The following is a 12593-nucleotide window of genomic DNA, read 5'->3' as shown; positions in this document are numbered from 1 at the left end:
ATTTAGTAAATACAAAAAATCCGGTATCTAATCCTTGATTAATTTAACTATGACAGCCTGTCTTTTGACACTATTGCTATTAATAGGGAAAATCCCAATAAGTGATTGTTTTTACCGGGTGTGAGTTCAGAAAGATGAATAAAATTTTTTTATTACCAGTGTCTTTACTAGGTTTACTGGTAGCATTTCCTGTCTTGGCTGCTGAAAATGAACATGATAAAAATTCAGTAAATTCAGATATTCTTAATTTAAAAGAAATTGAATTACCCGCCACAAATGCTGAATTATTAACTCAACAACCAGCAGAAAATGAAGTTGAGCAAGAACCTGAATTAGAGGAAGATATAACTCCTGTAAATGATGCAGATGATGCAGATATTTCTATAGAAGTGATTGGCGAAAAAGACATTCTCCCCGAATCTACTCCCACTTATGTCATTGAACAAGAAGAAATTCAAAAACAGGGTGCAACCAGCGTTGCAGATGTTTTAAAAAGAATGCCCGGTTTTGCTATTAATGATGTCGGACATGGTGCAGATATTCACACAGGTACATATTATCGTGGTGCATCAATTAATCAATCTGTATTTTTGATTAATGGTAGACCAATTAATACTAATATTAGCACTTATCACGGTGGAACTGATTTAAACAGTATTCCTATCGAGGCGATAGAACGAGTCGAATTATATAGCGGTACAGCTTCTTCTTTATATGGTTCTTCAGCATTTGGAGGGGTTGTTAATATCATTACCAAAGCAGGTTATGGTAAACCAAAATTAAATGCTAGTGCAGAATTTGGCTCATTGAATTTAAATAATCAACAGATAACTTATGGTGGTTCAGCTAATAATGTAAAATACAACTTTAGCTTTGAAAGATTTTTTATAGATAATCGGTATAGTGTACCTGTAGGTGCAGCAAATCGTGATTCTCAGGGATTTTTATCTAATGCAGATACAGCTACTAGCACTTATTTTGGGAGTATAGGTGTAGATTTAGATCCTAAAAACTCTTTGAATTTAGATGTAACTGCACTCAGCAGTCGGCGGGGTTTAATTTATTTTGGTTTTCCTTTACAACGAGATAGATTAGATCATGATGGTTTGAATATTGGTTTATCTTGGAAAACTCGACTCGGTAAAGGAGAAAATTCCAACTTAACAACTACATTGGGTTACAACCGCGATTATTTTAGTACATACGGTCCAACAGGCGCAACATTTTACCGAACCGGAGTTTTAGATACCCAACAATTCAAAACTCGGATAGATCATGAATGGAAAATGACCCCTAATAATCAATTACGCTGGGGGTTAGATTTAAAAAATACCGATTTAATTGGTGATGTTTTGAGTACAAATCCTAGCCTAATTGCTAAAAATGAAAAAGAAGATAGAAGTGTATTTAATACAGCTTTATTTGCTGTCAATACTTGGAAAATTAACGATGCTTTGCAAGCAGATTTAGGAGTAAGACAAAACTTTGATAGTCAATTTGGGAGTTATTTTAATCCTAGTTTTGGTTTACGTTATGCTGTTAATCCAGCCGTCGCAGTACGTGGAAGTTGGGCGGGGGCGCAGCGTAATCCTGGTTTAGATCAATTATATGTTTTTGACACAGTTCATAATTGGAATCCTAACCCCGATTTAAAACCAGAAACAGGTTCAACTTGGACTGCGGGAGTAGATGTTAAATTGTCACAAAATCTATTAGGACAATTTACTTATTTTGGGAATAGTTTAGATAATCGTTTGGGAGTAATTAATGGTAAATGGGAAAATATTGGTTTAGTAGATACTAATGGTTTAGAAGCAGCATTGCAATTAAAAATTGCCCGTGAGTGGTCAACTTTTCTCAACTACACTTATACAGATGCTCAAATCAAAACTGGTACAGAAAAAGGATTACAGTTAGGCTTAATTCCTTACTCTTTACTACAAACTGGTATTGGATATCAAAATAATGGATGGCAAGCTAATTTATATGCTACTTATAATAGTGGTTCTCGTCGTTCTATTTTTAGTAGAAATATACCGGGAGAAAGAAGTACAGATTTTGCGCCGTCTTTCTTCAATTTAGATTTTAGTGGACGGATTCCTGTAAATAAAAATTTGGGGCTAACTTTTTACTTAGAAAATATTCTCGGTGAACAATATGAACGAGTTAATCGTATCTATAGCCCTGGTTTTACTTTCCGGGTGGGTTTAACTTCTAGTTTATAATGTAGGTTAGGTTGACGCAAGGAAACCCAACATTTTCATCCAAATCATGGGTTTGATTTCTAAAAAATGTTGGGTTGTGCTGTCGCTACGGTTTTTTTCACCAATTACCCATTACCCATTAATAATTGTCAATTGTCAATTGTCAATTGTTAATTGTCAATTTACTCAACTTCCTTAATCTCGGTTTTGCGTTCTACAATCTCCTTGAGTATCAGGGTGATTACTGCCAGAAATGCTAACAATACAGCCGCAGAAAAAGCAGCTTCCGTTTCATATTGTTTGTAAGCTTCTTCTACAAATAGTGGTAAAGTTTGGGTTCTATTTGCAATGTTACCAGATACTACAGAAACTGCACCAAATTCACCCATTGCTCTGGCATTAGTTAAGATTAAACCGTAGAGTAAACCCCAACGAATACTCGGTAAAGTGACACGCCAAAAAGTTTGCCAGTCGTTTGCGCCTAATGTCCTAGCTGCTTCTTCCTGATCTTTACCAAATTCCTCTAAAATGGGAATGACTTCTCTGGCGACAAAGGGCATACTCACAAAAGCGGTAGCCATAAGCATCCCTGGAAAAGCAAAGATGATTTGGATATTATGCTCTTGTAGCCAAGGACCAAACCAGCCTTCTCTACCATACAAGAGGACAATCATTAAACCTGCGACAACGGGGGAGATAGAAAAGGGCAAATCAATGATACTGAGAACTATAGTGCGTCCGGGGAATTGATGACGAGCGATCGCCCAAGCCGCACATAAACCAAATATTGCATTAATAGGTATAGAAATTACAGCCAGCAATAGAGTTAACCAAGCTGCATGGAGAAATTCCGGTTTTGTGAAGTTAGATAAAAATGGTGCAAATCCATTTTTGAAAGCTGCAAAAAAAACATTAATAGCTGGAATATATTGAACCAGAAATAAGTAGGCGATCGCAATCCCAATTAAAACTGCGGGGACCCAACTTTGTTTTCTGGGATTTTTTACTTTATCTATTGTCATATCTTCTCGCCCAAGCTTGTAAAAAATTAATTGCTAATAACATCACCAAGGAAATTCCTAATAAAACTACACCAATAACTGTTGCACCAGCATAGTCATACTGTTCTAAACGTTGGAAAATTAACACAGGTGCAATCAAATCTTGAAACGGTGTATTAGAAGCAATAATCACTGTTGAACCATACTCCCCCACCGCGCGGGAAAAACCCAAAGCTACACCAGTTAAAATTGTCGGAAATAAAGGAGGTAAAATCACTTTCCAAAAAGTTTGCCATTGGGAAGCACCTAAACTCCAAGCAGCTTCTTCAATTTCCGATTCCATTTCCTGAAGTACAGGTTGTACAGTTCTCACTACAAAAGGTAAAGATATAAATATCATTGCTACTCCTAAACCCGCACGAGTGAAGGATACCTTAATCCCCAGTGGTGATAAAAGTGAACCTATCCAACCATTATCACTGTAAACTGTTGCCAGTGTTAAACCTGCTACCGAAGTTGGTAAAGCAAAAGGTAAATCTACTGTCGCATCAATAATCCGTTTGAAAGGAAAATCGTAACGCACTAATACCCAAGCAATTAGAGTTCCAAATACACCATTGAGTAAAGCCGCAAATAATGAAGTTACAAACGTAACATTGTAAGTTGACAATGCTAATTCACTAGTCGCAATTTCCCAAAACTTCCCAGGGGATAATGTACCAGCCTTGAGGAACATCGCCACAATGGGAATAAATAACATTACAGTTAGATATCCCAAAGTAATCCGCCAGGTCCAAGGAAGGCTAATCAAATTATCTATAAAAACCTTCCAAATGGGCGGTTTAATATTATTTTCAACAGCACGAGATACACTCATAATTTGGTCAGTTGTCAGTTGTTAGTTCTTAATTCTTAGTTGTCAATTGTCAATTGTCAATTTTTCTTAGTTTGAATTTGGTCAAAAATTGCCCCATCATTAAAGAACTTTTTCTGAGCCGCATCCCAACCACCTAATTCTTGAATCGTACTTAAATTTTTTATTGGCGGATATTTTTCAGCAAATTCTTTAGTTTTAGCGACTGTTTCATCTACAGGACGAAATCCAACTTTAGCAAATTCCTGTTGTGCTTCCGGCGTAAACAAGTATTTAACGAAAGCTTCCACTACCTCACGATTACCATGTTTTTCAACATTCTTATCAACAACAGCAATAGGATTATCAATGGAGATATTTACTTCAGGGAGAATATAATTAGTTTTTTTACCCTTCTGTACTGCTAAGACAATTTCGTTTTCATAGTTGATTAAAGCATCACCTTGTCCTTGTTTAAAAAATGCGTCTGTAGCTTCACGAGCATCTTTAGTTAACACAGGAACGTTCTTATAAACTTTAGTCACAAACTCAGTTGCTTTTGTTTCATCTCCACCAGTTTTAATGACTGAATTCCAAAGTGCGATGAAGTTCCAACGTGCTACCCCGGAGGTTTTGGGATCTGCGGTAATTACTCTAACATCGTCTTTGGCTAAATCAGCCCAAGTTTTGATACCTTTGGGGTTGCCTTCACGAGTTACTAAAGCTGCTACAGACTTAGTGACAATGCTATTATTAGGAAATTTTTTCTCCCACCCCGGTTGAATTAATCCTGCTTTTTCAATCTTTTGGGTATCTAAAGCTAGTGCTAAATGAACAACATCTGCTCGCAAACCATCAACAACAGCACGAGTTTGAGTACCAGAACCGCCATAGCTTTGTTTAAAAATTACAGTTTGGTTTTGTTCCCGTTGCCATTTTTCTACAAATTTGGGAATAATAGCTGCGTGAGCGGCTTTAGTGACAGCAAAAGATACAAGGGTTAACTCTACATTTGGTTTTTTACCCGTACCAGTATTTGTTCCAGAGGAACTACTATTGTTTGCACCGGAGCAAGCAGCTAGGGATACACTTAATAGCGTCCCTATTAGGAAAAAGGATACAAATCCCTTCAATGAATTTACTTTGAACTTAAATTGTAGTTCTTTGAGCGATCGCTGCCACAAATTCATGATTTTTCCTCCTGTGAAACTACAGTTAATTGACGGGAATAGCATTATTACAGGTATCTGGATCATCAACTCCAGTTAAAACTGCATATTAACGATAGGGAATATGGAGATTGTACCAGTTTCAGTGAAAATTACAACACCTCTAAATGGCAAGTATCAATATTTAATCATCTCTGTTCTGTGTTTATATAGAAAGTTTATGTTAGCCACCGTAATGATTTTAACTAAGTATTTCGCTTAAATACACGAAAAAATAACAGCTTTTTTTCAAAAAGTCTTGTCAAAAAGCATCTACAGATAATTACATGAATTTTCAAAAGGATAACCTAGAGTTATTTACAATACATCTAATATTTGATAGATAAACTGTAGATTGTGAGTGCAGATTCCTTACTTCGCAAAGAAATCGGGTATTATGATATATTTATTTCAGTTTATGAAAATTTACAGCAGAAAATGTATAATTATTACAAAATCAATACTTAACCTAGATTTAAATCTAACAAGTATTGTGTATAGTTTTTAGCTACAGTGTATTGATATACTAATAACCTCATCTATAGTTAATACTGAAATTTAATTGATTAAATGATATACGTAATCAAGTTGTAATTCAATCAATAGTTATGAACTTAGATATTTTATTGAGAGAGTTTAATCAATGTATTCAACTGCAATACAACGGTAAACTTCATATTAAAGATACAGCAGGAAATGAGTGGGCTTTTTATTATCACCTTGGACAAATGGTATGGGCTACAGGAGGGATTCATCCTCATAGACGTTGGCTGAGAAATATAGCTTTAATTTGTCCAAAGATTGATATTAATAAACTCCTCCTCCGAGACGAAGATATTTTAATAGATTATTGGGATTATTTACTGCTAGAAAATTTATATCACAGACAGGAAATAACCCAGACACAATTTAATGACTTTGTAGTAAAAACCCTTGAGGAACAGTTATTTGATTTAGCACAACAGGTAAATATTAGTAATTTGAGTTGGGAACTTACTCAAGATACTCTTTTAACTGCTATTCTGGGTTCTACAAGTACAAATATGTTTCTTCAGGAAATGCAAAATTCCTGGGAGAATTGGTCACAAGCAGGTTTAGCAAGTTTTTCTCCACACTTATCACCAGTTTTAAAGCAACCAGAAAAGCTGAGACAATTAGTAAATATGACTGTCTATAAAAACTTTGAACGGTTGATTAATGGTAAACATACTTTATGGGATTTAGCTGCAAAAATGCAGCAAAATGTTTTGGCTGTAACTAACTCATTACGTCCTTTTATTAATAAAGGAATTGCAGAATTTATCGAAGTATCTGATGTAGAATTATCAATAATTAAAGTTAGGCAAAAAGCTGAAGTTAAATCTGGAAAAAAGAATAACTATTATCTGATTGCTTGTATTGATGATAGTCTACAAATGTCTAAAATTCTGGAGAAGATGGTTACATCGGAAGGAATGATGTTTATTGGTATTCAAGATCCTTTACAGGCTTTACCTATATTAATTGAAAGTAAGCCCGATTTGATTTTTTTGGATTTGATTATGCCAGTGGTTAATGGTTATCAAATTTGTGAACAATTACGGCATATTTCTTTTTTTACAAAAACACCAATTATTATATTAACAAGTAGTGATGGAGTGTTTGATCGAGTTCGGGCTAAGGTATTTGGGGCAACGGATTTTATTAACAAGCCTGTAGAGAAAGAGCGGTTAATGGGAATATTGGACAAGTATTTGCAAAGGAATGAAACACAGCCTCCACAAAATTTGGCTTGGTCTTATTAGCAGACTCGTGATCAAAAATTTATGTGTATTTTATGGGTAAACCATCCTGAAATACTAGTAATTCTCCCGGTTCAATTTGTGTCCAAACTTCGTTATCAGTTAAGGGTGTAGTCACAATCACAGCAACGCGATCGCTTGATGTAGTCAATTCACTAAAATCTACAGTCATCTCTTCATCAATTAAGTGAGCAGCAGCAAAGGGCGCTTGTCTGATAATGTAGCAAAGTTTAGTTGAACAATAAGTAAAAAAATGTTCACCGTCGGAAAGTATATAATTGAAAACACCGAAAGATGCTATTTCTTTAGTAATTATGTGTAATGTCTGATAAAGTTCCTTGAGAGAGGGTTGTCCTTCAGGGTAATGCGATCGCATACTATTAAGTATTAAGCAAAATGCTTTTTCGCTGTCTGTAGTACCCACTGGTTGAAAAACACCATTGTTTTCTGGATTAAAATCTGGCAAATTACCATTGTGAGCAAATACCCAATATCTTCCCCACAGTTCCCGACGGAAAGGATGACAGTTTTCTAAAGCTATTTCACCTTGAGTTGCTTTACGAATATGAGCGATAACATGGGTAGAATGAATAGGATATTGACGCACAAAATCGGCGATTGGCGAATCTATAGAAGCTTCTGCATCTAAAAAAAGCCGACATCCTTTCCCTTGAAAAAAAGCAATTCCCCAACCGTCGCTATGTTCATCTGTTTTCCCCCCTCGTGCTGAGAAACCTTCAAAGGAAAAGCAAATGTCTGTGGGTATGTTGCAGTTCATTCCTAGAAGTTGGCACATTAGTTAATTGGTAATTGGTAATTGGTAATTGGTGATTGGTGATTGGTGATTGGTGATTGGTAATTGGGAAACTTATTTCTGCTCCCCTGCTCCCCTGCTCCCCTGCTCCCCTGCCTACTTAATACGCCCCTGTGTGGGGAAATTCATCATTTAGCGCCCATTTGCCAATTTCCCGCAGTCTATAATCAACAGGATCATGGAGGGTGAAAGTCCGCATATTGCGCCAATAACGGTCAAAACCATATTTTTGACTGGTAGCCCGTGCGCCCATAACTTCAAAAATGCGGTTAGTAATATCTAAACCTACTTTGGTGGCCGCGACTTTAGCAGTATTGACAGCAATCATACATTCTCCCCTCTGTTCTGGGGTGAGGTTGTGTTCCTGTTCCCAAGCTGCTTGTAGTAATTCGATGGCTTGGTTGATTAAGGCATTTGTCCCTTGTAAGTCTACCCACATAGTACCGTAGTGGTGAAGAATAAAAGGATCTTGACTAACACTTTTTACCTCTGATGTTAACCAAGGTTTTTTGTAAGTTTGTGTATAGTTTTTAGCGGCTGCAAAAGCACCTTCAGCAATGCCTAAATAGATATTGGCTAAATTGAGTTGAGTTAGGCAAGAACGAATAGTAGTGAAAATAGAATCTTGATTGTATCTAACGCCGATAATTTCCTGGGGATAAACGATTACGTTGTCAAAATTAATGTTACCACTATCGGTTTGGCGTTGTCCCATACTATCCCAATCAGCGTTAATTTTTACCCCTGTTCGCTGACTGGGAATTACTAAGATAACTACTTCTCCTGTTGTTTGCTCAATCGCGGAAATTGGTAAAATATCAGAATCTACAGAACCAGAACAAAAGCTTTTACTACCATTGAGTAAAAAATGATTTTCTTGAGTTGTAATAGTTGCACTTTTGTCTCTAGGATTAAGAGCATTACACCAAAACCAATTATGCTGGGCAGTTTCTTGGTAGTAATGTTGTTTTTGCTCAGTTGTGCCAAAAATATGGGGAATAACTACGCCGATTTGATGGTATGAAAAGACGTGAGCTAAGGAACTATCAACCTTGGCAAATTCCCGAATTATTTTGAATGTGGTAATCCAGTTTGCACCGATTCCCCCATATTCTTTGGGAATGATAAGTTTGAGTAAATTGCTTTGTCGCAAGCGATCGCGCTCTCGTTTTGGTGTACCTCCTTGAGCATCTCTTTCTATCGCAGTTTGGGCAAATTCCTCTGCTAAAGACTGAGCTAAAATAAAGTAATCTTTGGACTCTAATTCAAAATTATTTCCCATTCAAAATCTTTATTTAATTTCTAGTTGTTTTTTAGCCTGTTTCAATTGTTTCCACAAGCCATGAATTTGTTTGTAAGCTTCCTCTGGAGATATCTTACCACCTGTTTGTAAGTTACAAATATAGCTTACCCGTTGAGCAAATTCCTGGAGACTAGCATTAAAAACTAAATATTCCGGTTTAAACTGACCATAATATGAACTGCGAGGATACAGGAAATCACATAGCTCAGATAGTAAATCAGATTCTTTTCTCATGGTAATTTTTAATTTGTAGTAGGCATTCAACTATCAGTAGTCCGGTAATAAGCAGGTAGCATTATCGAGTGGAGATACAAAATTGCCGATACAATCTTAGAAATGTTAATGCCGATAACTCCATAGAGATACCGTATTTTAATTTATTTTAGAAGTATTACATATTTTACTCAAGTCGGCAAGGCGTTTGCGGATCATGTCTGGTATTGATAATTGACAATTTACTCCTTCTTGCTGCTGACTCCTGACTGGGCGCGGGGACTGCGCCCCTACCTCTTGACTCCGGCTGTAAGTAATAACCGATTTTGTTCTATACCTTATGGCTAATATATAACTGCTAATTGGATAATTAAAATTATCCGAGAGATAGTTTTATTTTATAGCTTAAAAGTCTAATTTAATTAGAAGTTTTATTTATGGGAAACGCACATTTTAAAATCAGAAAATGACTAATTGCTAGTAATAAATCAAGCAAGCAAAACTAGGTTTAAACATCTGGTTATTCAAGAACAACTCTATTATCAAAAGATCGAAAAATATGGCTAGTCTATCAGGAAAACACATTTCTTACTGGATTGACTCCACACCCACAGCCAATTTTCCAGCACTTAGCAATAATCTATCTGTAGATGTGGCAATTGTCGGTGCAGGTATTACGGCGATCACTGCTGCGACATTATTGAAACGTGCAGGTAAAACCGTGGCTATAATTGAATCGCAACAAATATCTACCGGTGTGAGCGGACATACTACAGCCAAACTTACCTCCCTTCATCAATTAATTTATGCCGATTTGATTAAAAATCATGGTGAAGAAAAAGCACGTCTATATGCACAATCAAATCAAGCAGCAATAGAATTTGTGGCTAAAACCGTTGCAGAAGAACAAATTGACTGTGATTTTAGCCGTCAAAGTGCCTATACTTTCACAGAGACTGAAGATAATCTCCAAGATATTGAAAAAGAAGTCGAAGCAGCACTAAAAATTGGACTACCTGCCACATTTGTGCGGGAAACTTCTCTTCCTTTTCCTATTGTTGGTGCTGTTAAATTTGATCACCAAGCACAATTTCATTGTCGTAAATATCTATTACATCTAATCAAGCAAATTTCTGGTGATGGAAGTTACGTATTTGAAAATACAAGAGTGGAACAAGTCAAGGAAAATGATTTTTGTCAAGTCATTACCAATCAGGGAATTATTCAAGCACAAGATGTGATAGTTGCAACAAATATTCCTATTACCGATGAGGGATTATTTTTTGCTAAAACTTACCCGAAACGTTCTTATATCATTGATGCGCGGATTGCCAAGGATAAAGCCCCGCAAGGAATGTACATAGGTTCAGGAGAAAAATATTATTCTATTCGGACTACTCCTGTCAATGGTGGATTATTGCTGCTGGTTGGTGGTGGTGGGCATAAAGTGGGAACAGTGGAAAATACAGAGGAAAAATATTTAGATTTAGAAAATTATGCCCGTTCTCGCTTTGGTGTTGAGTCCATTGACTATCGTTGGTCTACTCAGGATTTTGTATCTTTTGATCGGCTACCCTATATAGGAAAATTAACTCCTTTAAGCAAACATACTTTTGTAGCAACTGGGTTTAGTTTATGGGGGATGACGAAAGGAACTCTGGCGGGAATGATACTTGCAGATTCTATTTTAGGGATTAAAAATCCAGCGGCTGATTTGTATGATGCTACCCGCGCTACTCCTTTTCTCCGCCCACAAAGTATCAAACAAAACTTGCAAGTTGGTACTCATTGGCTGGGATCTCGTCTCAAGGGATTGAATAAATCCCTAGAAGATGTGGCAATTGGTGAAGGGAAAATAGTCACTGTCCATGGTGATAAGGTAGCTGCTTACCGCGATGAAACAGGAGAAATACACGCTGTTTCGGCGGTTTGTTCTCACTTAGGTTGCGTTGTTGCTTGGAATAGTGGTGAAAAAAGTTGGGACTGTCCTTGTCACGGTTCGCGTTTTAATTGCAATGGTGAAGTTCTACATGGTCCAACAGTCAAAGATTTAAAGCAGTTTTAGAGGTAGGACTTACGCACAAGTCACGGAATAATGAACCACGAAGAAACGAAGAACACGAAGGGAATAGGGTTTGAGAGATATTTTGCGTAAGTCCTGAGAGGAACAGGAAAGGAAGAATTTAGAAACTTGCCAGAGTTGGTTGGCCGAGTCAGGGAAAAATAGCAAATAATAAATTATGGACAAACGCTATTTTTTGCAAATCAGTGCCGTCTTAGTCGGTACAGCTTTTTTTTCCCGCTATATCAATTGGAGTTCAGAAACGATGGCACTTTCTAATACAGAGTTTGCAGTTACCAAAACCGAAGAAGAGTGGAAGAGTATCCTGACACCAGAACAGTTTCGGGTGTTGCGGAAACACGGTACAGAACCATCCCATACCAGTCCTCTCGATAAAGTATATGAACCGGGTACTTATGTCTGCGCTGGTTGTGGACAGGCTTTGTTTACTTCAGATACTAAATTTGATAGTCGGACTGGCTGGCCGAGCTTTTTTAAGCCAATTGAGGGAGCGATCGCTACTACTACAGATCGCACCTTTTTCATGACGAGGACGGAAGTTCATTGTAGTAATTGTGGTGGTCATTTAGGCCATGTATTCAATGATGGACCTAAACCCACTGGTCTCCGCTACTGTATGAATGGTGTATCTTTACAGTTCACTCCTGCGTAGATTACTAATACGGTTCACTTTTTAAACTCTGACAAGGGGTGCAAACCCCTTGTTTTATTCTCTCAAAAGCAGGAAATTATATATAGCAGGTAGTATTTAAATGAAATTGTTGGAAAAAAGGATAAGTAAGGATTAAATAATGCAAGTTCTCAAAAGATCCATCAAGCCAGAGAGTTATATCTCGTTTCTCTACACCTACCAAACTACTTGGGGGACTGCTGGTGATATTTGTTTAGTTCGTGAGTCTGTGGCTAAATCCAGTGGCTCGAAGTTCGTAGGCCGCAGAATCCAATTAGCTATCCCTAAAGGGATGGAACGTGATTACGTAGTGAATATTCCGGTGATTAAAGTTGCAGGCCATGTAGGTGAGGGACATCCTAAAGATCCGCAGTCCGAATGGGAGGCTTATGATGGTGTAGATCCAGAAATAGCAGGTGCTGTTCTGAAAATTTGGGGTTTTAAGTTGATTGAATTGTAAAGG

The 12593-nt window shown here is 37.1% G+C and carries 11 protein-coding genes; 5 read left to right on the top strand and 6 right to left on the bottom strand.

The features are described from left to right. The first annotated feature begins 134 nt into the window (after positions 1-134). A complete protein-coding gene (locus FJR04_RS24885) occupies positions 135-2225 on the top strand; it encodes a TonB-dependent siderophore receptor (protein ID WP_168499891.1) in 2091 nt (696 codons plus the stop codon). Between the two features lie 161 nt (positions 2226-2386). Here the strand turns inward: FJR04_RS24885 and cysW are convergent, their stop codons facing one another. From cysW to FJR04_RS24870, 3 genes are read right to left on the bottom strand one after another with little or no spacing between them, the layout of a single operon-like run. Further along, the gene (gene cysW / locus FJR04_RS24880) at positions 2387-3226 is read right to left on the bottom strand and encodes a sulfate ABC transporter permease subunit CysW (protein ID WP_168499889.1); all 840 of its coding nucleotides are present in this window, start codon (positions 3224-3226) and stop codon (positions 2387-2389) included. Further along, the gene (cysT, locus tag FJR04_RS24875; RefSeq protein ID WP_168499886.1) at positions 3213-4082 is read right to left on the bottom strand and encodes a sulfate ABC transporter permease subunit CysT; all 870 of its coding nucleotides are present in this window, start codon (positions 4080-4082) and stop codon (positions 3213-3215) included. Before cysT ends, cysW begins: the two co-directional genes overlap by 14 nt. A gap of 56 nt (positions 4083-4138) precedes the next feature. Further along, a complete protein-coding gene (locus FJR04_RS24870; RefSeq protein ID WP_168499884.1) occupies positions 4139-5248 on the bottom strand; it encodes a sulfate ABC transporter substrate-binding protein in 1110 nt (369 codons plus the stop codon). A 626-nt stretch (positions 5249-5874) separates the two neighbouring features. Between FJR04_RS24870 and FJR04_RS24865 the strand changes: the two genes are divergently transcribed. Then, complete coding sequence (locus FJR04_RS24865) at positions 5875-7050, top strand: response regulator (protein ID WP_168499882.1); 1176 nt, start codon at positions 5875-5877, stop codon at positions 7048-7050. A gap of 19 nt (positions 7051-7069) precedes the next feature. Here the strand turns inward: FJR04_RS24865 and FJR04_RS24860 are convergent, their stop codons facing one another. From FJR04_RS24860 to FJR04_RS24850, 3 genes are all read right to left on the bottom strand, one after another. Further along, entirely contained in the window at positions 7070-7843 is a 774-nt protein-coding gene (locus tag FJR04_RS24860; RefSeq protein WP_168499880.1) for a class II glutamine amidotransferase, read from the bottom strand. Positions 7844-7961: 118 nt separating this feature from the next. Beyond that, entirely contained in the window at positions 7962-9143 is a 1182-nt protein-coding gene (locus FJR04_RS24855; RefSeq protein ID WP_168499879.1) for an acyl-CoA dehydrogenase family protein, read from the bottom strand. A 9-nt stretch (positions 9144-9152) separates the two neighbouring features. Further along, the gene (locus FJR04_RS24850; RefSeq protein ID WP_168499877.1) at positions 9153-9398 is read right to left on the bottom strand and encodes a hypothetical protein; all 246 of its coding nucleotides are present in this window, start codon (positions 9396-9398) and stop codon (positions 9153-9155) included. A 538-nt stretch (positions 9399-9936) separates the two neighbouring features. Here FJR04_RS24850 and FJR04_RS24845 point away from each other — a divergent pair. The 3 genes from FJR04_RS24845 (at position 9937) to FJR04_RS24835 (ending at position 12590) form a co-directional block, all read left to right on the top strand. Then, a complete protein-coding gene (locus FJR04_RS24845; protein ID WP_168499875.1) occupies positions 9937-11442 on the top strand; it encodes an FAD-dependent oxidoreductase in 1506 nt (501 codons plus the stop codon). A gap of 175 nt (positions 11443-11617) precedes the next feature. Next, entirely contained in the window at positions 11618-12112 is a 495-nt protein-coding gene (gene msrB, locus FJR04_RS24840; RefSeq protein WP_168499873.1) for a peptide-methionine (R)-S-oxide reductase MsrB, read from the top strand. A 139-nt stretch (positions 12113-12251) separates the two neighbouring features. Further along, positions 12252-12590, top strand: a complete 339-nt coding sequence (locus FJR04_RS24835; RefSeq protein WP_168499871.1) for a hypothetical protein — start codon at positions 12252-12254, stop codon at positions 12588-12590. Positions 12591-12593: the final 3 nt, after the last annotated feature.

Origin of the sequence: Anabaena sp. UHCC 0204 (assembly GCF_009711975.1) — a bacterium.
Classification (GTDB): domain Bacteria; phylum Cyanobacteriota; class Cyanobacteriia; order Cyanobacteriales; family Nostocaceae; genus Dolichospermum.
The sequence above is the reverse complement of the archived record's forward strand: the minus strand, read 5'-3'. Positions and strand labels throughout refer to the sequence as shown.

Bases quoted from the DNA above. Each gene is read 5' to 3' on its own strand.
- cysW (WP_168499889.1), bottom strand. From the start codon at position 3,226: ATGACAATAGATAAAGTAAAAAATCCCAGAAAACAAAGTTGGGTCCCC.
- FJR04_RS24835 (WP_168499871.1), top strand. From the start codon at position 12,252: ATGCAAGTTCTCAAAAGATCCATCAAGCCAGAGAGTTATATCTCGTTT.
- FJR04_RS24885 (WP_168499891.1), top strand. From the start codon at position 135: ATGAATAAAATTTTTTTATTACCAGTGTCTTTACTAGGTTTACTGGTA.
- FJR04_RS24865 (WP_168499882.1), top strand. From the start codon at position 5,875: ATGAACTTAGATATTTTATTGAGAGAGTTTAATCAATGTATTCAACTG.
- FJR04_RS24860 (WP_168499880.1), bottom strand. From the start codon at position 7,843: ATGTGCCAACTTCTAGGAATGAACTGCAACATACCCACAGACATTTGC.
- FJR04_RS24850 (WP_168499877.1), bottom strand. From the start codon at position 9,398: ATGAGAAAAGAATCTGATTTACTATCTGAGCTATGTGATTTCCTGTAT.
- msrB (WP_168499873.1), top strand. From the start codon at position 11,618: ATGGACAAACGCTATTTTTTGCAAATCAGTGCCGTCTTAGTCGGTACA.
- cysT (WP_168499886.1), bottom strand. From the start codon at position 4,082: ATGAGTGTATCTCGTGCTGTTGAAAATAATATTAAACCGCCCATTTGG.
- FJR04_RS24870 (WP_168499884.1), bottom strand. From the start codon at position 5,248: ATGAATTTGTGGCAGCGATCGCTCAAAGAACTACAATTTAAGTTCAAA.
- FJR04_RS24855 (WP_168499879.1), bottom strand. From the start codon at position 9,143: ATGGGAAATAATTTTGAATTAGAGTCCAAAGATTACTTTATTTTAGCT.
- FJR04_RS24845 (WP_168499875.1), top strand. From the start codon at position 9,937: ATGGCTAGTCTATCAGGAAAACACATTTCTTACTGGATTGACTCCACA.